Consider the following 25,080-nt stretch of genomic DNA (forward strand, 5'->3'; position numbering starts at 1 on the left):
CATCAATTGCTTATACAAAAGCCATATCACCATAAATTTACTGAAAATAAAAGGGATTTTTTAAACGAAATCCCTATTTAGTTATATTTACTTTTTCGGATGTTCCAGATCCACCAAGAAATCTCGGGTCGCATCACCAGTTCGATATGGGTAACGGCCATTTCGATCCGTTACACGATGAAGTGGCAACACCAGCCAAATGGGACTCTTAGAGATTGCCGATTCGACTTTGTCTGGACCTAAACCAGACTGATCAGCAAGATCCGAAACTGTCACTAACTCACCAAATGGAATCTGGGCAATTTCGTTCCAGATCAACCGTTCTTCGTCGGACCCATAGCTCATAAAATCAGTTGGTAGGTCAAGGTCAGTTGACTTACCCCGCAAATAATTCTTAATCGTTTTCCGATATAACAAACTACGCTCACTGTTCTTTGCGTACTCAAAATGATCGTTCGTATAAAAATCAAGTAGCTGTGAAACTCCCTGACCCGGACTGCTTACGAAATTCAATCCATGATTGTCAATCGTGAAGAATATCTTATCTCCGTTAACATGAACGGAATCCCAATACAATCTTTGCATTTTCTACCTCATCCCACTCTTTCATATCACCATTTTATCATAAAAACAGGATGCAACCTAACTCCCACAATAAACTCACATCAACAATTATCACCGTACGCGTGGTATCCTAAGGGTAGAATACGTAAAAGGAGAACGATTATGACTAAAAAAATGAACGCCGTTGGTTACACTAAATACCTACCGATTGATGATCCTAAAAGCTTATTCGATTTCACCACTGATGTTCCAGAACCAGAACCACACGATTTGCTGGTAAAGGTTGAAGCCGTTTCGGTTAACCCCGTGGACGTTTTCACCCGTCAGTCCCAAAGGGAACCGCTAAAGGATCCTAAAATTATTGGATGGGATGCGGTCGGAACCGTTGAAAAAGTTGGATCAAAGACCAATCGCTTCAACGTTGGTGACCGGGTCTTCTACTCTGGATCGCACGTTCGTCCGGGCTGTGACAGTGAATATCAAACCGTTGACGAACGGATTGTTGGAATCGCTCCGCACAGCTTGGATAACGCTCACGCCGCTGCCATGCCACTCACTAGCCTGACCGCATGGGAAGCCATGTTTGAACAAATGAACATCGACTTTTACGACCGTGAGGAACAAAACCACAAGAAATCCATCTTGATCATTAACGGTGCTGGTGGCGTTGGTTCGATTGCTACTCAATTGGCTCATCGTGCCAACCTTCAGGTCATTTCAACTGCCGGAAAAGACGAGACGAAGCAATGGGAACTTGACCATGGTTCCGATATCGTTGTTGACTATCATGATGACATCATCAAACAGATTCAGGACAAGGGATTCAAATACGTGGATTACATTCTGGATCTGCGTAACTTGGATGCCTACTGGGATGAAATCTGTGAGTTGATTGCCCCTTCTGGCACGATCGTATCCATCACTGGATCAGGTAAGTCTCTCGACATGAGTAAACTAAAGGAGAAACGAGCACGTTTTGCTTGGGAATACATGTTCACCAAGTCTGAATTCCATACACCTGACATGATTACTCAACATGAAATCTTAGATAAAATCAGCATTATGCTCGATGAGGGTAACTTGGTAAGTACCTTGACCAAGCAGTTTGGTCCAATTAACGCTGAGAACTTGCGGAAGGCCACTAAGTTGGTTGAGAGTAAGCAAATGATTGGTAAGGTTGTTGTGGCAAATGATGAAAAAGAAAAATAGATAATAAATTAAAAAGGGATTGAACCACTAATGGCTCAACCCTTTTTTGTCTGTTATTTTTTAATCCACTTATACATTCCCTTAACAATCACACATCCCACCGTCACAATCCATGCCAACAATGACACTGCTATTACTGTCATGAAATGAGCTGGTTGCTGATACCTGACCGTCATCTGATTCTGACCAGGTTGTTCCTTAACCTTCGCCGCTCCAATATCGGAAACGCGATATTGGTTAGGACTCAGCTTCGCCCCATTCAACTTCACCGTTGAATTATGATATAAGATTACTGGAATCGTCCGATAACCGTCCTTAACCTTACCAGAATCGGCAGTCCATTTTGTTACTAGTGCCCCACTCCGCGTAACGTGTTTCTTAAATCCATGATTATTCATGACATCTGCGTGATAATGTGATCCTACCGCATCAAAATTAGGATCACCAGAATCATTTGGCAGATAATCGCCATTTGACTCAGAGATGTCTCGGAACGGTTTGCCTAAGTTCTTACTCATAAAGTCAGAGCGAACCTGTTTGACGCTAACATCTTTCTTAAACGGACTCTTGGATGGTGCCATGTACTTCTTTGGCGTTTCGGGGTCCGGAAGCGTCCTAATCATATTACGTTTAATTGGGGAACTCTTGGGGTTGTTCCAAATGTCAACGCCGTATTGAATGTTAGAATCCGCAAACCAGAGTGCTGCGACGGCCATAACAGTCACTACGACCCCCATGAAAATTTTCATGTAATTATAGTGAATGTCACCGTGTGATGCACTGATTTTTTCGTACCATTCGTTACTGATCTGACTGATCGAAATCAGGAAACCCACCATCAGCAAAATTGCCGCATACGGAAAGAAACGGTATGGGAACTGAATGAAGTTCTGCATGTAGGTCCACTGTTCTCCCATGGCGTTCCATGGCAGAATGGCAGATGATAATAACAAAAACAATCCACCAACAACCGTCACCACGATGTTAGTTAGGTTCTTTCTCTTAGCGATTATCATGTAACCTAACTGAAAGACGCAGATGAGGGTCAGTACAATGCCCACCCCGTTCGGTAAATTATTGTAAAAATTAAAACTAGCTGAATACGTACCCATGTACTCCATCATAAATGGTGGCATGAGTTCATTTTTACCGAAAACACTCAAAAAGCTGACGAAGTAATTACCAGCTAAGATTAATGTCAAAATAACGTTTAACGCAATCTTCCCAAGATACTTCCATTTAGCACGGGATCGCCAAAGACCGATCAGCGCAAATGGCACCAGCATGATGACAGTAAACAATGCACTTAAAATGTGCATTTCAAGTAAGGCTGCCACAACCAGCGCCAACGTCACGTGAACCTTTTTCGGTGAACCATCCATCAAATCAAGGGCGACCATCACTGCAAATGGCAGGATGGCTGCTCCCCAGGCTAGAAACTGAGCGTCCGTCTGCCAACCAGTAATGAAGTTTTGTGACAAGTAAATAATGGCACCAGCAGTCGCAAACCACTGGTTTACTTTTACCCGTCGAAACAGTCCGTAAGCTCCTAGTCCAGCAATCGCATACAGGACAAAACTCGTTACGACTTGGAAGCTGAACCAACTTTTAGTGAGTAACAAAATGAATCCCAGAATGACCGCCATGTATGGTCCATAAATGGCATTGACGATCCGACCACTCTGATTGAACCCATAGTTGGTCATGAAGTAGTTAAAGTGGCCCGTCTGCATCTGCATTTTAATGTCGTAAATTCGACTAAAATGAAAAAGTGAGTCGTTTCCCAGCAACAAACTATGTGAAAAACACTGAATTGAAACTAGGAAAGCGGCCGCTACCAAAATTAAAATCACTGCCAAAATTGTTTTAGGATACTTGTATTTTTTCATGATTTCCTCTTATAAAATATAATTATTAAGTTCTTAATTATCATCGATTATACACTAATCAAATGGCATGAAAAAAGACGGTCATTAAAAACCGTCCTCCTTAATTATTTTTGATTGTCATTTTGTTTCTGCAACTTCTTTTTCTGGTGAATGTACACTAACGCCATCACACAGACGATAAAGGTGGTAAAGACCACTAAGAGTGCCAAAAGAATGGTCCAGATCGAGGTTGGTTTTGTCAGAAAGTAAACAACGATGAAGATCACAACTAGTGGCGTTAATCCCCAGTTGGCAAAATTATGCAGATACTTGATCTTTTTGTTTAATTCTTCCTCTGTCTTTTTTGATTCCATGAAAAGGACTCCTTTGTTTACTTCGTGTTGGCGAGAAGATCATGATGATCAACATTCCAACTATTAAAAATCGCTGAATTTTGAGCGACCTCGCACGAATTACCCTGTTGTTTCGTTTGTACTATTTTATCATTTTTGATCCGATTAAGCATGTTGGGACTAATTTTACTTCATATAATGTAATTGCCATTTGATTGACCAATATTATCAATAGTACCCGTTGCACTAAAATTAACTTTATTAGTAAGAATTCGTATATTTTAAAACAATAAAATTAAATTGTTCAAAATTTAATACCAAAATTATCCAAATTGAGTATAATTGTTACATAAATACAACAAAATTGGAGCGAAAGTTATGAAACTTTATTCATATTCATTCATTGCCCACAACTTCCATTTTACCAACTACATTTTTATTGCTTTGATTATAGTAATTGCGTTGGTCATCATTGGAACTGGGATCTTCTATTATCGCAATAGAAGCAATTTGCGATTTCGAAGCCTGTTTATCTTAGTAACCATGCTTGGTGCTCTGATTATCGCGATGCAGACGGGCCGAGTCTTTCAGCAAAAGAACGCTGATAGTCAAACCACTCAGACCGTCCAAATCATGAGGAACATTAGTAAGCAAAAGAAGGTGCCGCTTGATCAGATGTATTCCAGTAGTAACAATCTGGTTGATGGAATGACGATTCAGGCGGGAAAAGACGCCTACGTTGTGCATTTTAATACTGACATGACGAATTACACTGTTACCCCAACTAAGCTTGTGTCACAGCCACAACACGTTAATTCTGGTGGCTTCACCTGGAGTAGTAGTGACTCACAATACGGAACCATCTTCTTGAAGTTCCTAATTGGATTCATCATGATTGTCTTGCAGATTAACCTTTCTGGTAAAGGGAACTTGGCTCCATCAAATGCCGTCGATCAACTCCAGAACTATATTCTTGGTGGAATTATCGGTGGTGTTATCTACAACCAAGACATTACTCCAATCCAATTCATCATCATTCTATTGATTTGGTCAGTTATCGTCTTCGCAAGTAAGTTCTTAACCGGGACGAGTAATACACTGAACAAGATGATCAACGGAAGTCCGCAGATACTGATCTTAAATGGTGTCGTAAACGTCAACCGTGCATTGCGGAACGGTTTAACTGCTAATCAGCTTGCTTTCAAGCTTAGAACCCACGGAGTTAATGATTTCAAGGACGTTAAAAACGCCACCCTTGAAGAAAACGGTCAGTTGACCGTAACTCTTAACGATGAGCCTACTATGAACTACCCAATCATCACTGATGGCCAACTAAACGAAAATGTTGCCAGCCATCGCGGCTTAGATGCTAATCAAGTTGAACAACTATGTGAGAAACAAGGATGCACCATTCAAGATGTCTACTTAGGTCAGTTTGGACCTAAGGGCAACCTTGATCTGGTGTTGTATCCGAAGAAGAGAAAAGTGTTTAAGAAGAGAAAGTAAATAAATAAGCCCAATCCACATGGATTGGGCTTATTTATTTACTAATAGACTCTCTAACTTACAAGTATCCTTCAAATATCATCAAAACTATATAATTTCAGTTCAAAAAAATCTAAGGCAAAATATCTTTCACAAATGGAACTTTCTTAATTACGTAAACCACTACCCCACAAACTAAATAAGTAAACAATGGCATAACCAGAATATCAAGCCAACTGTCGAAAGTGGTCTTAGTTACTACCATAAATAGTTTCAAGAAAAATGGATGTAAAATATAAATTCCTAAACTAACTGATGCCATTTTAGCTAGCAAATTCTGAAACTTTGGCTTAACGAATACTTTATGTGATTCGACAAAATCTTTAATCCAAAGATAAAGCCCAATTACATATAAGAATAATAATGGACCGCCATTTTCCTTAAGATTCATAATAGAAGTAGGTAAGTCCTTAAAAACAAGCAACGAAATGACTAAAGAAATCACTAAAGCTGCCAAAGCAACCCACTTAGTGATCTTCAACCATTTTTGGTCAAAGTACCCTACTCTAATTAGGTAACCCATAATAAAGAAGCCAACATAACTAGTTGAAGCAATTGGAAAAATGTATGGTGACAGATTCATGTGGAACCAGTTAGTGTTTAAATAAATAAAAATGTAATTAACTAAGAAATCTAATACCACAAGATAGAACAAAACGCTCTTGTGATTCCTAGCTAAAACCGATAAGACTGGCGTAATAAAATACAGGGCAATAATGCAATAAAAGAACCAAAATGCTCCATTAATACTTCCAGAGAAGAAACTAGTAAAGAAATTTCCAACACTAGGATCATGATGCATAAAATTCACATCCGGAAGTGGTGTTTTAACTACTGCATCTACTAAGTAATAAATAATACTCCACACGATTAGTGGAATCATTACTCTAAAAAAACGCTTCTTGAAAAATACCTTGGTATCATATTTATCTCGATACCCAAGTAGGGTTGCTCCAGAATTCATCAGGAATAGAAATACTGCTGGAACAGCAATTGTTCTGATAATCGAATCAAATATTCCTAATGCATTATTACTATAATTCCATGATGAATGGATAAATAAAACAAATATAATAGCAATGATGTTGATTACGTCAATATAAGTTAATCTCTTTTTCATATTTTCTCCTAAATTATGTAAAATTTAACACAAACATAATGATATCAGACTTTTAACTAACAAAAAACACAATTTGAGTCAAATAAAGAGTGAAGAAATAATTCTTCACTCTTTTAAAGTTATTTATTTGATTTTTTTCGTCGATTAATTAAAAAATTCCTAACAAGTAAAATCAAAAGGAAAAGCCATGTAATTAAACTGATCCAAATTGAAATAATTTGTAAAGTGGTTTTCTTGTACATAACTTTAAGATTATTACGTCCCTTGTGTAATTTAACTTGGATCACCTTTTCAGGACTAACCTTAATCGGAACTTCTTTGCCATTGTTATAAACATGAAAGCCATTGTAATAAATATTAGGGACCTTGATCCAATCAGTATTATTCTTACTTACTAAAACATAATTAATTTGGTTATATGATGTTGTTCGCCTTATTTGTTTAATATTAGACTTTTTACCATTCATGTCAGGAACTGACTGCTTTAGAAGTGAAGGAATTGTATTTTTAGATTCGGCTGGGAAATAATCATAAACATTATGAAAATTCGATGTTTCTTGTTCAAATCCATCTTTTGAAGTAACTATGGACAAACCTGTTAATTCGCTTGGATTTGATTTGATTTTTTCTGAAGAAGAAAGTGAAATACATAGACAAAGCAATATGAATAAAATAAGAAAAATACTCTTATTTTTAACTAAATTATCTAATTTAGATCTGAGCAAAAGATCATTAATGCACTTCCCACCAATTAAAGAAATTAGAAAAACCACAATAAGATAAAATCGATTTGGAAATTGAATCATCTTAAAAATCGATTGGAAGGCATTCCATGGAAATAAATTAGAAATTAATAAAATAAATACAATAGCTTCAATAAATAAATATTTAAACAGATTGTTCATTTTTCTAAACCAAAAAGCAGAAAAAATAAACGTAACAAGCAAGATAATTCCAATTCCTAAATCATATGCTGAAAGTCCACCAAAAACTATGGTACTAATGTTTAAAGAATCTCTAAGTAAATGAGTTTCCTGACTTTCTATTATAAGTGGGGAATATAGATGATGATTCCAAATTAATGGCAAAAGAAATATTGCCGCTCCAAGAACTGATGTTATAGCAGAAAGGAATAAATAAAGTAAACGTCTTATTTTATCTTGCAATTGAGTATGATTTAAAAATAATATTCCTAGTGAAAGAAAAATAAAAACACTGATAATAATAGCAGAAAGAATATGGGTAAGAAGTACTAAAATCATTCCAATTGAAAGGATCCACCATTTTTTATAATCCATACACAATATTTGGTATAATCCATAAAAACAAATCGGCAAAAAGATAAATACCATAACTTCTGAAATATCTTGTCTTAAGAACATGTCAAAAGTTCTATATTGAGAAAATCCATATAAAAGTGAACTTATTAATCCAGCAAGTTTACTTCCACTAACTCTATAAGAAACAAAGTACATAGAAATAAAAGTTAATAAAGTAACTAAAAATAAAAATATTAGAAAAGAGTTATAGGCACCAAATCCTACCATTCTGAAAAATAATCCAGGTAATAGTGTTAATTGAGGATAAAATAAATTTAAGGGATATCCACTTGCTACACTATTCCTAGTTAAAATATCTGGAAATAAACGTGCTAAGTCTCCATTTTTTATATAACCAAAAGCCTCATTTAATGGAGATAAATGAAAAGGCAAGTCCCATGAAACAATTGGGGTAGAACGATATGGTAAAACAATCAAAATACTCAACAACCCAAATAACAGCATTACCAATAAATTGGGATGTTTTTTAACAAATCTTTTAAATTTTGCGATAACAGCACCTCTTGAGCAAAAATATTAAATACATATATAATCATATCAGAATTATTCAAAACACGAAACATAATTTTATCCAACAAAAAAGAGCATGAAGATAAAATCTTCATGCTCTTTTTACGTATATTTTATTTAAATTCTTTAAATCGCTTGCTATCGTCCATAAAGTCCTTCTTACCAGCTGGAGTGTTAACAGAACCAAAGTTCATCTCAGCACGTAACTGCCAGTTATCTGGAATGTCAAAGGTAGAGGCAACTTGAGCATTAATCAATGGATCATAGTGTTGAATATTAACACCTAAACCATTTTCCTCAAGTCCAGTCCAAACAGCAAACTGAGCGTTACCTTGACCTTCTTCTGACCAGTTGTACATTTCGTACTGATACGTCTTGAATTGACCTTGCAATTCCTTAACCTTATCCATGTCAGTAAAGAACAGAATTGATGCATAAGCATCCCTAAAAGTCGAGATTTTAGCCTTAGTTCGAAGGAATCCGTTAGCGGGCACCTTTTCTCTTAAGGCATCTTCAACGATGTCCCACAGCTTGTCATGGTTCTCGTCGAATAACACAACGGCACGAACCGTTTGCCCATTAAAGGCACTTGGTGTGTATTTAATTAATTCCTTAATATAAGTATATAGATCGTCTTGAGAGAACGGGACGTCTTTTCCTAAATCATAGATGGTCCGTCGGTTTTTCTCTAGGTCTAAGAATTGTTGCTTTAATTCCATGTTTAAAAACTTCTTTCGTTAAATTTGATTCTTGGTCTTCCCAGTTGTCATGGCTTCATGAAAGTTATCATAACTAACCTTGATCATGTCAATCGTAGCGGGTTTAGTTAGATACCCAATGTGTGGAGTAATAATAACATTTGGATAACGCTTCATCAATTCTAACACGTCTTTGTTTGGAAGATCATCCAATGAATTGAACTCATTGCCGTCAATTTGATTTTCATCAATAATTACATCGGCAGCGTATCCACCAATATTACTACCTGACAGAGCAATCGTAATTGCATTCGTATCAACCAACTCACCACGCGCCGTGTTAACCAGAATAGCGTTGCGTTTCATTTTTGCCAGTTCAGGCCCACCGATCATTTCGTCGTTTTCACCTGGGACGTATGGGACGTGCAGTGAAACAATGTCAGATTTCTCTAACAACTCATCTTCACTAACGAACGTCACGTCCAGATTATCATTAGGATGACGCTGGTAGCCAAGAACTTTGGCTCCTAAGTTATGGTACAACTTGGCCTCAGCACTTCCCATGTGACCAACCCCAATAATTCCAACGGTAGCATCGTGAATTTCGTTACTGTAATAAGTCGGCAAAACACGAAAGTCAGCATTATTGGTGTTTACGGTTGCCTGAGCAACGTGGCGGAAAAGATCCATCCCCATTGTCAGTGCCAGTTCAGCAACTGAATATGGGGAATAACTAGGAACGTTCGCCACCATAATGCCGTCGGCCTTGGCAGCATCTAAATCAATGTTGTTGTACCCGACAAAACGAGTAAAGAGATACTTAATTCCCAGGTCTTTGACCTTATCCAACACCTTCTTATCAGCGGTACACGAACCATCAATTAAGATAGCGTCAGTTCCCATCGCTTCGTCAACGGTGTCAATGGTCAATGGCTTATCAACCAGATTCAAATCAAAATCATATGAATTTAAGTCTACAAAATATTCTTTTTCAAATGGTCTTACATCATAAGCAGTAATCTTTGCCATTCTATCTCTCCTTAGTTTACTGGATGCAATGGTTTACCAGTTGCAAGCACTTGTTTGAAGTTCTCAAAACTAATCCGAACCATGTCTTTATTGGCTTCCTCGGTAAACGCTCCCATATGAGGTGTAACAATGACATTTGGATAATTCTTCATCAACTTCTTGTCTTCAGCACTTGGAACGTCGTCCAAACTGTTGAATTCTTTCCCAATGACTTCGCCCTCATCAAGCAAAACATCGGTTCCATAACCACCAATTTGAAAGTTCTCAACGGCATCAGCGACAGCGTTATTATCGACTACCCCACCGCGAGCCGTGTTAACCAAAATGGCATCATTCTTCATCTGATCCAGTTCTGGTTTACCGATTAATTTTTCGGTTCCAGAAGTTAATGGAACATGAATGGAAACAATGTCAGACTTAGCTAACAGTTCATCCATCTCCACAAATTTAACGGCTTGATTGTCTGGGTTTGGATGACGTTGGTACGCTAAAACGTTAGCACCAACCGCATCATACATCTCAGCTTCGGCCGTTCCAATTCTCCCAGCTCCAATAATTCCAACCGTAGAATCATGAATCTCACGACTAAAGTAGAGGGGCAAGATCCGAAAGTCAGCATCATGCGTGTTGGCAGTGGCTTGAGCTACATGACGGAAAAGTGTCATTCCAAGTGTGAATGCAAGACCAGCAACTGAATGTGGCGAATAGTCGGGCACATTAGCCACTTTAATGCCCTTAGCAGTAGCTTCTTTAACATCAATATTATTAATGCCAACCGCACGGGTGAATAAGTACTCAACGCCATAGTCAGCTAACTGGTCAATGATTTTAGCGTCCGCATTGCACATTCCATCAATCAAGACCCCATTTGATCCCTGGGCTTGGATCACATTGGCCATCGTTAATCTCTCTTTAACAAACTTTAGTTCAAAACTTGTTTGATTATAATCTTCAAAATATTGCTTCTGCATTGCATCAGCATGGTAAATAGTTATTTTAAACATTGATCTATCTCCTTATTTTAACAACTCAATTATGAATTAAACCGTGGTTAAAATGCAATTCTTTTCTCTTATTAAATGCTAAAATGTTCATAACCAATCAGAGGAGAATACTATGGCAAACAAATTTAATAATTTTCATAAAACACAAGTGAAGCGAATCGTTGTAATGGCAGTCGTGATGATTATCTTGGTCATTGCTGGCATTTACGCCATCCTAACAAAATAAACTAGAAAAGAAAAAGACGACTGTGAGGTCGTCTTTTTTCATACTAATTTTTATTGAGCCGTGTATCCACCATCAACCACTAACTCACTGCCAGTAGTGAATTCGGATTCATCAGAAGCCAAGTAAACAGCAGCGTATGCAACGTCTTTTGGTTTACCTAAGTGACCCATTGGAGTCTTACTTCTTTGTGACATGGCTTTAACAAAGTCTGGTTTAACCATTGGAGTTTGGATGTAACCTGGGTGAACAGAGTTAACCCGAATGCCGTAGTCTTTAAGCGCACAATCCAAAGCGGCTGACTTTGACATCATCCGGACGCCACCCTTTGAGGCATTGTAAGCACCCAAATCAGGATCACCAACTAAACCTTCGATTGATGACATGTTTACGATGGAAGCACCAATGTTCTTGTTTTTCATTTGTTTGATTCCTTCACGCATTCCATAGAAAACACCGTCAAGGTCAATGCTTAAGACTTTCTTCCATTCTTCAGTGGTAGTATCTTCGATCGACTTGCCAATCGCAATTCCAGCATTATTAATCAATGTGGTAACTTGACCAAAATCCTTCTCAGTTTCTTCAAACACTTCTGGCCAACGCTCTGGATCAGAAACATCCTGTTTGATGAATTTAGCTGTGTTTGGGTATTCTTTGTTAATTGCATCAGCTGCTTCACGGCCACGATCTTCATTACGTCCAGTAATCGCTACTTTAGCGCCTTCTTTAACAAACATCTCGGCAATGGCATAGCCAATTCCAAGGGTTCCACCAGTAATGATTGCAACTTTGTTCTTTAATCTGTCTGTCATAATATATCCCTCCAATTACATATTTATTCTTAACCTAACCTTACCATTAAAAGCTTCATTAACACGCAAAAAGGCTCATGACTTTTGTCATGAGCCTTATGTACTAAAAGTTTAGTACCAGTTATTGCTTTCCCAATGTTTTTTAGCGTTCTTCCAAGATCCGTAACGTCCGTAAACGTAGTTATCGGCGGTCCGTTCTTGATTCTCTTTTGAATAATCGCCGTGCAGGTAAGCTCGACTTAATTGATACTTACCGTACACCGTTGGGTTAGTTGGATTCTTGGCGTGATAGTCACCACGTGATTCTTGATAAGCAATCCAGTTCTTGGCAGCCCCTTCGGACTTACTTAGCTGAGTTACTGAACTTTCTGACTTAATTACTTTTACGGGTTGTTTCGCCCGTTTTGCTTTCTGAACTTTTTTCTGTCTATTAACGATGGTGTATCTCGATGAATCAGCATTAACGTCCATGCGTGAACTATTTGCGACTGCTATGCCCGTGGTAAAAATAGCTGCAACACTGACTACTGTTAGAATAATGTGTTTCCAGTTCATGTCTTTTCCTCCTCTCAACATTCAATACGTTAAGGGGTGAAAATTTCAGCAATATTAGGAAAACATTACACGGAGGTTAAAAAAGATTGCAGAAACCGGGTTTTAGTATTATAAAGTGTTCAATAATTGAGTAATGGCCTCATCCCATGTTAGATTTTTAAAATCAGTGTTATTTACCTTGCTCAAATCAAGAATCGGCCATTCTATGACCGCATCATTTCTAGAATTAGTTGGTGTAACTTCAATTGAACTATTTTTCTGAATTTCTTGAAACACCTTATAAGAATTCGTTAATCCTTGGTTGGATAAATGATACATTCCGAATGGAAGTTCATTTTCAATAACATATAGCATAAATTCAGCTAAGGTCCTTGTCCACGTAACGTTATTAAGCTGTTCATTGGAAACATGACGAAGACCATTCTCATCGGCTGGAGTTAATAACATGTTCGTAAAGTTCGTGTCGTATTTACCAAACAGATTGGCTATTCGAATTGTATAGTATTTTGTACTAATCTCTTCGATGGCACGCTCCGCCATGCGTTTTTGCTTACTGTATTCACTGATTGGATTGGGGATATCCGTCGTCTTATGCGGTTCAGAATTGTCATTTCCATCAAAAACACGATTCGTACTGATGTGGACCAATGTCGCGTCCAAATCTCTTGCAGCCAAAGCAACGTACTGGGTTCCAAGAAAATTAACGTTCTGATTAATTGTCTTTCCGGGCTCTTTTTCAGCACCCGCAATGTTCGTGTAACCAACACAATCAAAAACCACCTCTGGTTGATGATCTTTAAAGTACTTCATGACCCCATTTTGATCAGTTACATCAACCTCTTTTGAAGATGGGGCCTCAAATTCAATTTGTTGTTCGTTTAAAAGATCAGATAGTTCACGACCTAGTTGTCCATTCGATCCAAGCACTAAAACTTTTTTCATACAATCACTCCTAAAAAAATAACGACGTGATAGTCATTAGTTAATATTAACTAATAGATTAACACGTCGTTTTTGATTTGTTTTATTTAATTTCATCAAATACCTTATCAAAAGCCTGTTTAGTGTAAAAACCATCGTGTAACTTTGATGAAATCGCATGAGCATTATCGACCATTTGATTGAATTCACCATCAGTTACTCGTTTCAAAGACATTGCCAAGTCAGCGATTGAATCTACCGCTAATCCAACATGATGTTCTTCAACGAATTTAGCAATTGCTGACTCCTCCCAGACAATCACTGGCATGCCAGCGCTCAGATATGATGAAGCCTTGTAAGGATTGTTGTATCGTAGATAGTCACCAATCTTACCTTCCATACTATCCACACTGTTACCATCCCATACTAGTCCATAACCATGGCCTAACTTTTTTGATAACACGTCTGGAGAGACGCTTCCCATGTACTTCAAGGAAGAATTTAACGTTTCTGGATCATCAATATTACCAAAGACCTCAAATTGAATGTCCTCAGGAACCTCTAAATATTTTAAGAAAACCGATTTATTCAAATTTCCAGCGAAGGTGATCTCATCCTTGTACTTAATCCCATTCTTTTTACTATGAACATCAGAAAAGTAATCAAAAATTTCAAGGTCAACACACGGAACGTTTAAGCCATTTTCCCTCAATGTATCTGACATGGTGCTATTGGGTGAAATTACCGCTGTAAAGTTATTTAAAAACTCGGCCTCATCTTTGACCGTTTTGAAAGTACTATTAGGAAAACGTAACGAATCGATGTCGTGAATGACAGCCACCGTCTTAACTCGTCGATCATTGAGATATCTTAAAAGGGTCTCTTCAAACTGTTTCCCAGAGTAAATGGGGTATTGAATGACAATTACATCAGTTGATTTTAAGTGATATTTATCAAGTTTGTTGATCCGATAATTGATCAAAAAATGGCGATCAAACTTGCCATATTTGAATTGTTTTAAGTAAGCCATCTGAAAACCATAATCGTTTTCAAGGACTTCATTAATGTCCTCTTTGGGCTTACCAATTCCATCGTTAGCCTTCGAACGGACCACATCAATAATCAATTTTTTCATCAGTTCCACTAAACTCCTTTAAATTCCACCTAATTATCAAATTTATGGGTCAATTTATTAAAGCCATGTTCCCAGGCATCCCAATTTAACTTAGTTTTATACAATTTACGCGCATTTTTTGACATCTTAACCAATTTCTCATGATCATTCGCCAAATCACTAACTGTGTCAGCAAAATCCATGGCTGTTGCCGATCTATTTAACCGATAGCCACTGTAATCATTAATTACGTAAGTCCCAATTCCACCGGTATCGTACGTGATGGACGGCAGACCATATTCGGCTGCTTCAGCAAATGCAATTCCCGCACACTCTGCTTTAGTGGGCAGTACAAAGATATCACTTTCATTATAAAGCTTAATCATCTTGTCTAAACCAGCGTCAGTGTGTTTAGAAACGAATCCATGAAACTTAATGTTGTCGGGAAATCTCTGATCATCCAGACCGTTTAGTCCAATAACATTAATTTCAAATTGATGAGGATACTTCTCATTTAATTTATCCATCATGGAACAGATGACGTCCATCCCCTTTCGTTCCCACTCAACTCCAACAAATAATAACTTCACCTTATCATCAGCCTCTAGTTGATGAGGAACAAATTTATCGGGTAAATTAGCGCCAAATGGCAAGACCTTAACCTTGCTTTCGTTAATGCCATAGGTTTGCACCGCGTCATGTTTAGCCCATTCACTCGCCATCAAAATCAATGATGACTTATCAAGAGTCGTTTGATCCATTCGGGTATGAATACTGATCTGTTTTTTCGTCAAATGGAACCAATAGTAGTTAATCATCTCATTAAAAGTTGCATCATTTAAAAAAACAATTGGAATGTCAGTATGAAGAAATTCGATTAAATTATCTTCAGCGGCCACAAAAATAAAATCAATGTCTGAATGGCTTTTTAATTTTTGGCTTAATGATTTACCTTCAACTTTGGCAATCCATTCATCAGAAAATGCCTCCAGATCGGGTAATCTAAACCATTTTGTAAACTTACGAATTACTTTTCCAAAAAACAGCTTAATGCCAGATGGGCGCACCGAAACAACTTCATTTCGTTTGGCAATGACATCGTAAATATTACTGGTAGTCCCAGACCAAACGGAAACATCATTTAGTTTATCCTCACTGACAAACGCAATTTTCATTGACTCATAACCTCTTAATATTTTAAATTAAAACTTCTTTTTGATAATAGTAATTACATCTTTAGACACTTTAGTCTTCAGAACGAAAATCAACACCGTATACACAATGATTCCAAGGAATACCTCGATGATCAAATCAATCCACTTAACTCTTAAAGTGGCATCGAGTACAAATACGATGGCAAACATCAAAAGACCCGCAACGAAGTACTTAAAGAATCCATGATACAACCTTCTAAAATCAATCTCGTCCTTAACGGCATATAGCTGAATTCCAGTCACCGAAGCCTCAGAAAGAACCGTCGCAACGGCAGTTCCAACTGCTCCCCACAGTAAAATCAAGGGAACATTGGCTACAATGTTAATAATGGCACCAATAATAACGGAATAATTGTAGGCCTTGTTTTGATTGGTAGGAACCAAATACTGGACCCCAATCGCATTACTCCATGCAATCATAACTACCACGATTGACTCAATCATCATTAACGGTACAACAGCCATAAACTTGGTACCAAAGAACAATGGCACAAAGCTGGGGGAAACTGCCGCAATCCCAAACGCAATTGGAATTGACAAAGCAGTAACGAACTCAAAACTTTGATACAAGTAGTCCTTAACCTTCTCGTGTTTCCCTTGCATAAAGGCATTTGCCACATGGGGAAGCATCACGGTTCCGGTTGCGGTAACAACCGCCAGCGACAATTTTACGATCTTATCAGACTGATCAAAATATCCTGCCGCAGTAACGGATGTCATGGCACCCAGCATGGTCTTATTAACAACCAGATAAATCTGAGTAGCAATCTCCGGAACAAAAAGCACCATCGACGGCCAAAAGTGCCTAAACCAGTGAAAGTTTTTCCAATCCACTTTTCCCAAATATCTTCTCAGACTTGGAAACAGGGTTAAATTACCGATTAAAAGCGACATGGACAGTATAAATATGTATAACCACAAGTCATTGTATGACTTGACGAACGCAAAAATACTGAAAAGCGTAATGATTTTAACAATAAAATTTCTTAAAACGGTCACGCCAAAGTTCTCGACTCCTTGAAAGAACCAAGAAATATCAAAAGCCGCAGCGAGTAGTGAGAAAGATTGAGCAATGTAATAACTATGAAATCGATGTGCAAATGCCAGAAAAATAAAGAAGGCAATGTACGCGACACCGATTGTTACCATTCGCATAAAGAAGATTTCATAAAAAGTGTTAGTCAGTTTCTGCTTATTGTTGCGCACGTACGCAATCTGACGATTTCCGTATAGAGCAACCCCAACACTTCCAAAAATAATGAAATATTGAATAATTGAATTCGTATAAGCATTAATTCCGACCCCTTGTGGTCCTAGCACACGAGCTAAGTAAGGTGTCGTTATTAAAGGAACTATCAACACGAATAATTGATAGGACGCATTATACAAATAGTTCTTAATTACTTTACCCAAATTTATTCACCAAATTCGTTTTTAACTAATCTCAAAGCTGACATGATGGCCTGATCCATGTTGTAGTATCGGTACTGACCTAAACGGCCACCGAAAAATACATTAGGCACATCTTTTGCAGCTAATTCTGCATATTTCTTGTATAAAGAACGGTTCTTCTTGTCATCGATTGGGTAATAAGGCTCATCCCCACGATGCCAAGTCTTTGGATATTCATGAGTTATAACCGTCTTATGTTTGTTACCCTTACCAAACTCAAAGTGTTTGTGTTCAATCACTCTGGTGTAAGGAGTTTCAGCGTCCGTGTAATTGACAACAGCATTCCCCTGATAATTATCAACGTCTTTAACTTCAGTATCAAACTTCAAGCTTCGGTACTCAAGGGCCCCTAGTTGATAGTCAAAGAACTGATCGATCATTCCAGTAAAGATAATCCGTTTACCAGATTTTAAATATTCATCCTTCTTATCGAAGAAATCAGTATTGGTTTTAACGTCGATTAAGTCACTAGCAAGCATTTTTTCAATGATTTGGGTGTATCCACCGATTGGGATTCCCTGGTATGGATCACTGAAGTAGTTATTGTCATAAATGAAACGAACGGGAATTCTTCTAATGATGAAAGCTGGAAGATCAGTTGCCTTTCTTCCCCACTGCTTTTCGGTGTAACCTTTAACTAATTTTTCATATAAATCAGGTCCAACCAACGAGATAGCTTGTTCTTCAAGATTAGTTGGTTTATCTGGGATGTTAGCATCCCGTTTTTGTTCTTCAATCTTAGCCTTAGCTTCTGCTGGAGTCCTGACACCCCACAACTTATTGAAGGTGTTCATGTTGAACGGCATGTTGTAGATCTCACCATGATAGTTGGCAATTGGGCTATTAACGTAGTTGTTAAAGTCGGCAAACTGGTGCACATAATCCCAGATGTCCTTCATCTTAGTATGGAAAATGTGGGCCCCATATTCATGGACCTGGATCCCCTCTACTTCTTTTGTATAGATGTTACCACCAACGTGGTCTCGTTTTTCAATTACCTCAACGTGATTACCACGTTTGGCAGCTTCGTACGCAAACGTTGATCCAAATAATCCTGAACCAACCACTAAATAATCAGTCATATTATCCTCCGAAATGTAATAGTTTATTGGGGCGTGCCCCACTTAAATTGTTTTGTTTACCACCTGTAAGGTATAAATAACTCACTAGGTAAATTGATAAAAAGAAGTATAGTTCTACTTCATTAACAATAGTAAAGAATAATAGTACAAGCAATAATGAAGATACAATTGTTGTATTTAAGTCTCTTTTGATAATAGAAAAAATCAGTGGAACTAGATATACAAGCAACAAGGCAATTCCACCATAAGCAAGTACTTGCATCAATCCAGCAGAAAAGCCATCATTTCCGCCTTGCTTTAATCGAGATGCAAGCATGAATTTCTTCAGTATATCAAAGTTCCCGATCCCATTTCCGATAATAGGATGAAGCATAAAAGCATGAAAACCAGCCATAATATCATTACTTCTAACGGTAGTGGATCCCTTCATTGATTGCATCTTACTAGAAATCGCAAATCCAGCAAAACAACCAGCAAAAGCAATTAAAACTAATCCAATAGCATACCGATAAAGTCTTGACATATTTTTGATAATCTTTTTCCATTCTACCGCAAAAATATAAATAACTAATGACAATAATGAAATTATAATTCCAGTTGTAGAAGTAGTAGTAATAATTGTTACATAAAGAATTAATAACTTCGATTTTCTATGCTTAAGGTCTGGGCATAAAAATAGACTAAATATAATTGCACTTGATAGAACAAATGAGAACATAGGAGCTTCAATGAATAACCCTGTGTTTCGCACTAGATTGATTCCTAAAAACGGGACAGCACCCTGTGGTATAAATTGAAAGATAAAGTAACCAGGAACTTTAATGTCATGCCCCCATTGAGCAACAAATTCGGTATTGGTGGGTATATTAAACTCAGAAAGCAACCAAAAGAATAATGAAATTACTGATAAGAAGGAAACAATATTGATAAAATAAACAATTACATCCTGTTTTTTATGAATCACAATACAACTATATAAATAAAGAATAATTGGTAAATATAAACAAAAGAATCCAATTTTAGGCAATGAGTAATGATAAATCAAGAAATTGAATATTAAAAAGACACTCATGAACACAATGAAAATAATTAAGGGCATCATAATTTTTTTTAATTGTTCTACAACGGTGTCACGATAATAAAAAGCATATCCCAAAACGATTAACAAGGGTAAAAAGAATGCCCCAACTTTAACAATTTTAAAAGCTGGAAAAGTTGAGACCCAAAACACACTCTTACAACTCAACACTAAGAAAAATATAAACACATAATTTACAATTTTAAACCATTGCTGGTTATTAATTTTGCTCATTAACATCTACTCCTACAGTTTGCTGGTACGATAAATTGATCAATTTAATGATTTTTTACTTCATTAACAGCCTTACCATTAATTTTAGTTCTTTTTTTATCTCCATTTAAAAACCAAGTATACTCTATATCAAGGTGACCAATATCAAGTACCTGTTTGTTTAAAGTCTTAGTTAAATCATACGAGAGAATGGTGGCGGTTGGTCCTAACGCAGCCAGAACTAAATCTGGATCTTCATTTAAGATGGCATGCTTAGCCTGACCCAAAATTGTTTCATACTGCTCAAAGGCATTGTGACTAGGACATTCTAATCTCATTACACTACCGGCACTACTTAACAGATCATTTCCCTCACCAAAATGGGTCTGATCACCTTCGATTACTAAGATACTTTTATTTGAAACGTACTTTTTAAATTCATCAAAAACGTACTTAGCAATTTTCTTGTCCTTCAAATCCATGTAGGGACGCGTCACACTAGTGTTGAAGTACATTTCAGAAAAATCTAAATCAGAAAGCCATTGTTTACCGTACTTCCCCATTTCACGTTCCCAATACTTGTTGGCGTTCATGATATCAGGATTTTTAAAGGCCTGTGGTAATCCAATTCCATGTCGCTTCAAATTAGAACGAAGAACTTCTAAAAGTCGTTGACTCAGTTCTTTTGAATCATGCTCAAAAGACTTTTGCCCAGTCATGTTGATCCACTTGAACTCACCGTCACCAAAACGACTAAGAGAAATGTGATCCTTCGTAATCGCATCAATAGTTTGTTCAATTGATTTAATTTTTAAAGTCTGAAACTGTCGTTTATATTTAATTTGATAAATTGGGATGTAGACTGCATCGTTAAATGCCTTGTACATAAAGGATTTTAGATTCAAATCTGATCCTCACTTTCGTTTTGAATACAACTTAATGTAAGTTTTAGGCATCATGAACGCCAGCATAATCGCAATTACATACTTTTTGCTGAGCTCCTTCAGATATGATGAATTAATCAAGGGACGCAGGATTAAGCGCTGATCTTGTACATCCCACTTCGGATTATTCAAAATATTACGGTGAACATAAAACAAGTCGATCCGCGCTTTGAAGCTTCTAAAATACTTCTCTAACTCAGGTCGATTGGCAATTAACTTACTTACCTTATTAATATACTCATTGCACTTGTCCAACAACTTAGGATCGTATGTATTAGTCGTTGATCCCTCATGCTTATTTAAAAGGTACATTGGCTGATTAACGTAGCCAATCTGTTCCCAATTAATCGCTAACAGATATTGAAGGACAAACAGACTATCCTCAAAAAAGTTCTTGTTACTCATCAGAAGGTGATTATCATCAATGATCTTTTTAACAAAAATCTTATTCCACAAGCCAACATCCATTTCTTGATTTTTAGTAAGATAATCACCAAGTAATTGATCGTCACTAGTAGCAGATTCCATAACTGACTGATCCTCAACCTCAACTCGGCCATTGGGGAACTGCTTCTCAATTCCCGCAATCACTAGCTGCATATCTTTAATTTTCTCTCCCATGGCCTGGATGTATCCCGGCAAGTACTCATCATCATCGTCGGAGAACATGATGTATTTTCCAGAGGCATGCCTGATACCCTTATTTCTGGCCTCGGCCTGGTACTTATGATCTGTATAAAAAAGTTGAATGCCCTTGTTATGTAGCATCCGTGACTTGATAATATTTACAGTGTCATCAGAAGATCCATCATCAATAATCAATAATTCAAAACTAAAATCAGTTTCCTGATTAAAAATGGAATCAATTGCTTTGCCAATTGATTTTTCCGAATTAAAGCTTGGCATGATAATACTAATGTCATAGTTAGTCATTAATGAATCCTCTTTCTAGTAGTGTGTCTTGTCTTTTCCAACGTTACTGAAGAACTTTCGTTTCACAAATCCCCACGCCTTTTTAACGAGGTGACGGTCACCGATCTGAATCCAGTTACATTCAGTATATTGAACGTTGTTTGTCTTGATCCATACATCCATCAATATCTCAGCAAGATATCCAAAAACTCTTGCCTCCTGAACTGAATAGTCAGAAATATTTATTTGTTTTTCTACATTTTCAAGTACTCCAAATACAAACTCACAATAACTATCAAAATAACTTTGTTTCATGATAAACATATTAAACATATGAGCTTTTCTGCTATCCATTTGTTCATCAAAAGCTTTTAGGTACTTTGGATAATCTTGAGAAATAATTTCTCGGGTTTTAATTAATGGTTCTTTATGATGTGCATGTTCATAATGAGATTGGTTAGATTCAACAATATAATCTCGTTTACGAGGTAAAACAACCGGAGCTTTTCGTAGTAATTGCTCAACTTGCTTTTTTGTCAAAATATCTTCAATAGAACGTTTATGATACATACTAAAGAAACGACGGTAATGAACTAAACCAATTACATCTGCGTCCTGTAAATTTTTCCATGCCCAATAAATTGCAGTTAATTCATTATAATTAGGATTTTTGGCTGAAATATTCTTACCTTGGTTATCTAATTGAAATCCATGTTGACCATTATAATTTCTGTCTGCCCCTACCAAAATGGGCAAATATACTTTTTTATCTGCTGGCATAGGTGCGTCTTTATGTGAAGCAACTAATATTTTTATATTCATCGTATTAATAGGCTCCTTCACGTACAAAAATACTTTTGACACTCTTTAACATAATTTTAGTATCAAACATAAGTGACGCGTGTTCAACATAGTAAAGCTCAACCTGGCACCGCTTCGGATAGGTAATGTTGCTTCTTCCCATTTCCTGCCAATATCCCATTGCACCAGGTTTTGCTGACAAAAACTCATTAACTTTATTTCCATATTCAACTAACTCTTTTTTTACTACAGGACGAGGACCAACTAATGACATATTCCCAATGAAAACATTGAAAAATTGTGGTAATTCATCTAATGATGTTCGTCTCAAAAAATTACCAAATTTTGTAATTCTTGGATCCCTTCCGTAAGGGAGCTTATATCCATCTTTCACATATTCAGCATACAATTCTTTATTAGATCTAAGAATCTCATCTGCATTTACAACCATTGATCGGTATTTATATATATAAAAGGGTTGCCCGTGTAATCCAATCCTTTCTTGTTTATAAAACATTGGTCCGCGATTAGCACCAAATAAATATAATGGCAAAAAGATTATTGAAATAATTCCTACAAAAATTAACGCTAAACTTGAAACACAAACATCAAATATGCGTTTTACACAACGATAAAATAAAGTATTTTTAGGACTATATTCTTTATCTTTGAGCCCATTATTGTTTGTTGTACTTTCCACGATACACTCTCCTGAAAACAAATATTTAGGTTCTAATTACCCTTTTACGCCAAAATGTTCTCCTCATACACTCAGGAGAACATCGCGTTTCTATTTAAATTTAATGATAAGCTGCGCTTCCCGTCTTTGCAGCAGGTAAACCAAGATTCTTTCGAATGAAGTTAGTCGTCTGCTGCAGTTGACTTTCCGTTGGAACTTGCATTGCTGAGTTCGCAATCATCTGGTTCTCACCCTGTAAATGATTATCAACAAAGTCACCGTGTTCACGGTACCCTGCTGCAAGTTTCGTCAAATCACTTGAACTTAAGTCTGTTTGACTGGATTTGGCAATGGAACTAATGAAGTCGTTGTTCATCAATTGTGATACCGAAGCACCCTTACCTGCAATGGCTTGTAGAATCTGACGTTGACGCATGGTTCTACCATAGTCACCGGCAGGATCGTCATATCTCATCCGAGAATACGATAGTGCTTCTTTTCCGTCCATCTTAGTTGGTTGGCCCTTCTTAAAGGTATAGCCTTCGTAACTAAATGACAGTGTTGGAGTAATGGTTACTCCACCAACTTGGTCCACAATCTCCTTTAAACCACCCATATTAATGAGGGCATAGAAGTCAATTGGCACGTTTAATAACTTTTCAACCGTCTTAATTGCAGTTCCAGCACTTCCATAAGTATAAGCTGCATTAATCTTAGATGGTGAATCCTGTGGATATCCAGGAATATTAACGGCAGTATCACGAGGAATACTAGTTAACGTCATCTTCTTGGTTTCAGGATTAAGGGTAGCAACCATAATGGTATCGGTTCGACCCTTATAATTTCGATCAAGGGCTCCAGTATCGGTTCCAAGTAACAGAATTGAGACTGGTTTTCTGTGATTTAATAAGGCATCAGTATCCCTTGTTTTCTTGATGCCAGCACTCTTATAAGCTTTATTAATTTGATTTGAAGCAGATTTGTACTTGTAAGCACCATATCCTAGAAATGCCAAAACAATGGCAACAACCACAATCACTACTAGAATAATGATGTTACGAGTCTTATGAGATTTCTTCTCCATGTGACGGCTTCTCATATTATTTCTCCTTAGTTAAAATGAAATCAATTTGGAATTAATCATAGTGTAATAATATCATAAGAGCGCTACTAATCAAACTTTAAATGGGAAATGTGGGCTTTTTACTACCATAATTATGGTAAAATTTGGACGAAAAAAAGACGGAGGTGATCAAGTTGGCTACGTATTTTAATAAAATGACAAAGCACGGCTATCAACAAATTCAAGATGAAATCAAAACGCTTGAAAAAAATCGGCCAGGGAAAATCCAAGCACTTCACGACGCTGCTGCGTTAGGTGACCGTTCTGAAAATGCTGAGTACAGCACGTCCAAAAGAGAACTTCACCAGCTCGAAAATCGATTACGATACTTTCGTAAGCAGGAACAGTATGCGGAAGTGGTTTCAAGCCCAAAAAGTGATCAAGTTGGCATTGGAAGTAAGGTTAAAGTTAAGTTTTTAGAAGACGGCGATTCCGATTCCTTCATTATTGTTGGAAAACAAGAAGCGGAGTTCTCTAAACTTGAAGAAAATAAAATCTTTTATGATTCCCCGCTTGGCAAATCACTTTTACATCATCAGGTTGGCGAGACCATTTCAGTCAAAGCCCCAGAAGTAAATTATAAATTAAAAATCTTGGAAATTAGCACTACTTATAGAAAGTAGTCTGACCAATCCTGACTAATTTCACCAAACATGAGCAAAATACTATGCATCCGACCCATAACTGGTATAATTGAAATTGGAACTAGAGATAAGT

General features: G+C 37.1%; 24 protein-coding genes. 3 read left to right on the plus strand and 21 right to left on the minus strand.

What is annotated here, in order from left to right:
* Window positions 1-87: 87 nt before the first annotated feature.
* Window positions 88-585: an MGMT family protein gene (locus AC6UD2_RS01410; protein ID WP_039143236.1), complete on the minus strand. Its 498-nt coding sequence runs from the start codon at window positions 583-585 to the stop codon at window positions 88-90.
* A gap of 141 nt (window positions 586-726) precedes the next feature.
* On the opposite strand from AC6UD2_RS01410, the gene AC6UD2_RS01415 reads away from it, so the two are divergent.
* A complete protein-coding gene (locus AC6UD2_RS01415; protein ID WP_500697775.1) occupies window positions 727-1,773 on the plus strand; it encodes a zinc-binding alcohol dehydrogenase family protein in 1,047 nt (348 codons plus the stop codon).
* A gap of 53 nt (window positions 1,774-1,826) precedes the next feature.
* Here AC6UD2_RS01415 and AC6UD2_RS01420 read toward each other — a convergent pair whose 3' ends face one another.
* Together AC6UD2_RS01420 and AC6UD2_RS01425 are read right to left on the minus strand one after the other, a co-directional pair.
* Window positions 1,827-3,662: a putative glycosyltransferase family protein gene (locus AC6UD2_RS01420; protein ID WP_500697776.1), complete on the minus strand. Its 1,836-nt coding sequence runs from the start codon at window positions 3,660-3,662 to the stop codon at window positions 1,827-1,829.
* Window positions 3,663-3,766: 104 nt separating this feature from the next.
* Window positions 3,767-4,015: a hypothetical protein gene (locus tag AC6UD2_RS01425; protein ID WP_010022434.1), complete on the minus strand. Its 249-nt coding sequence runs from the start codon at window positions 4,013-4,015 to the stop codon at window positions 3,767-3,769.
* 357 nt (window positions 4,016-4,372) lie between these two features.
* Between AC6UD2_RS01425 and AC6UD2_RS01430 the strand changes: the two genes are divergently transcribed.
* Window positions 4,373-5,500: a DUF3290 family protein gene (locus tag AC6UD2_RS01430; RefSeq protein ID WP_500697777.1), complete on the plus strand. Its 1,128-nt coding sequence runs from the start codon at window positions 4,373-4,375 to the stop codon at window positions 5,498-5,500.
* 112 nt (window positions 5,501-5,612) lie between these two features.
* Here the strand turns inward: AC6UD2_RS01430 and AC6UD2_RS01435 are convergent, their stop codons facing one another.
* From AC6UD2_RS01435 to AC6UD2_RS01520, 18 genes are all read right to left on the minus strand, one after another.
* Window positions 5,613-6,659, minus strand: a complete 1,047-nt coding sequence (locus AC6UD2_RS01435; RefSeq protein WP_500697778.1) for an acyltransferase — start codon at window positions 6,657-6,659, stop codon at window positions 5,613-5,615.
* A 119-nt stretch (window positions 6,660-6,778) separates the two neighbouring features.
* Entirely contained in the window at window positions 6,779-8,443 is a 1,665-nt protein-coding gene (locus AC6UD2_RS01440; RefSeq protein WP_500697779.1) for a YfhO family protein, read from the minus strand.
* A 179-nt stretch (window positions 8,444-8,622) separates the two neighbouring features.
* Window positions 8,623-9,228 (minus strand): nitroreductase family protein, encoded by a 606-nt coding sequence (locus tag AC6UD2_RS01445; RefSeq protein WP_010022425.1) that lies wholly within the window; start codon window positions 9,226-9,228, stop codon window positions 8,623-8,625.
* Between the two features lie 18 nt (window positions 9,229-9,246).
* Complete coding sequence (locus AC6UD2_RS01450) at window positions 9,247-10,236, minus strand: NAD(P)-dependent oxidoreductase (RefSeq protein ID WP_500697780.1); 990 nt, start codon at window positions 10,234-10,236, stop codon at window positions 9,247-9,249.
* An 11-nt stretch (window positions 10,237-10,247) separates the two neighbouring features.
* Entirely contained in the window at window positions 10,248-11,240 is a 993-nt protein-coding gene (locus AC6UD2_RS01455) for an NAD(P)-dependent oxidoreductase (RefSeq protein ID WP_500697781.1), read from the minus strand.
* Between the two features lie 276 nt (window positions 11,241-11,516).
* The gene (locus tag AC6UD2_RS01460; protein ID WP_010022420.1) at window positions 11,517-12,275 is read right to left on the minus strand and encodes an NADP-dependent (R)-specific alcohol dehydrogenase; all 759 of its coding nucleotides are present in this window, start codon (window positions 12,273-12,275) and stop codon (window positions 11,517-11,519) included.
* A 111-nt stretch (window positions 12,276-12,386) separates the two neighbouring features.
* The gene (locus tag AC6UD2_RS01465; RefSeq protein ID WP_500697782.1) at window positions 12,387-12,830 is read right to left on the minus strand and encodes an aggregation-promoting factor C-terminal-like domain-containing protein; all 444 of its coding nucleotides are present in this window, start codon (window positions 12,828-12,830) and stop codon (window positions 12,387-12,389) included.
* A gap of 108 nt (window positions 12,831-12,938) precedes the next feature.
* Window positions 12,939-13,772, minus strand: coding sequence for an SDR family oxidoreductase (locus tag AC6UD2_RS01470; RefSeq protein WP_500697783.1), 834 nt, complete (start codon window positions 13,770-13,772; stop codon window positions 12,939-12,941).
* An 82-nt stretch (window positions 13,773-13,854) separates the two neighbouring features.
* Window positions 13,855-14,886, minus strand: coding sequence for a glycosyltransferase (locus AC6UD2_RS01475; RefSeq protein WP_500697784.1), 1,032 nt, complete (start codon window positions 14,884-14,886; stop codon window positions 13,855-13,857).
* Window positions 14,887-14,915: 29 nt separating this feature from the next.
* Window positions 14,916-16,040 (minus strand): glycosyltransferase family 4 protein, encoded by a 1,125-nt coding sequence (locus AC6UD2_RS01480; RefSeq protein ID WP_500697785.1) that lies wholly within the window; start codon window positions 16,038-16,040, stop codon window positions 14,916-14,918.
* 27 nt (window positions 16,041-16,067) lie between these two features.
* Window positions 16,068-17,492 (minus strand): flippase, encoded by a 1,425-nt coding sequence (locus AC6UD2_RS01485; RefSeq protein ID WP_500697786.1) that lies wholly within the window; start codon window positions 17,490-17,492, stop codon window positions 16,068-16,070.
* 2 nt (window positions 17,493-17,494) lie between these two features.
* A complete protein-coding gene (gene glf, locus AC6UD2_RS01490) occupies window positions 17,495-18,613 on the minus strand; it encodes a UDP-galactopyranose mutase (RefSeq protein ID WP_039143267.1) in 1,119 nt (372 codons plus the stop codon).
* A gap of 1 nt (window position 18,614) precedes the next feature.
* On the minus strand, window positions 18,615-19,925 hold the full coding sequence (locus tag AC6UD2_RS01495) for a hypothetical protein (protein ID WP_500697787.1): 1,311 nt from the start codon (window positions 19,923-19,925) through the stop codon (window positions 18,615-18,617).
* A gap of 44 nt (window positions 19,926-19,969) precedes the next feature.
* Entirely contained in the window at window positions 19,970-20,791 is an 822-nt protein-coding gene (locus tag AC6UD2_RS01500; protein WP_500697788.1) for a GT-D fold domain-containing glycosyltransferase, read from the minus strand.
* Window positions 20,792-20,818: 27 nt separating this feature from the next.
* Window positions 20,819-21,781: a glycosyltransferase family 2 protein gene (locus tag AC6UD2_RS01505; RefSeq protein ID WP_500697789.1), complete on the minus strand. Its 963-nt coding sequence runs from the start codon at window positions 21,779-21,781 to the stop codon at window positions 20,819-20,821.
* A gap of 15 nt (window positions 21,782-21,796) precedes the next feature.
* Window positions 21,797-22,582 carry a DUF4422 domain-containing protein gene (locus tag AC6UD2_RS01510; protein WP_500697790.1) on the minus strand — a complete coding sequence of 262 codons (786 nt, stop codon included), beginning with the start codon at window positions 22,580-22,582 and terminating at the stop codon, window positions 21,797-21,799.
* A gap of 4 nt (window positions 22,583-22,586) precedes the next feature.
* A complete protein-coding gene (locus AC6UD2_RS01515) occupies window positions 22,587-23,261 on the minus strand; it encodes a sugar transferase (RefSeq protein ID WP_500697791.1) in 675 nt (224 codons plus the stop codon).
* A 100-nt stretch (window positions 23,262-23,361) separates the two neighbouring features.
* Window positions 23,362-24,339 carry an LCP family protein gene (locus AC6UD2_RS01520; RefSeq protein ID WP_156112326.1) on the minus strand — a complete coding sequence of 326 codons (978 nt, stop codon included), beginning with the start codon at window positions 24,337-24,339 and terminating at the stop codon, window positions 23,362-23,364.
* 149 nt (window positions 24,340-24,488) lie between these two features.
* Between AC6UD2_RS01520 and greA the strand changes: the two genes are divergently transcribed.
* Complete coding sequence (gene greA / locus AC6UD2_RS01525) at window positions 24,489-24,986, plus strand: transcription elongation factor GreA (protein WP_500697928.1); 498 nt, start codon at window positions 24,489-24,491, stop codon at window positions 24,984-24,986.
* Window positions 24,987-25,080: the final 94 nt, after the last annotated feature.

The sequence above is a fragment of the Fructilactobacillus sp. X2R5C2 genome (assembly GCF_059901375.1).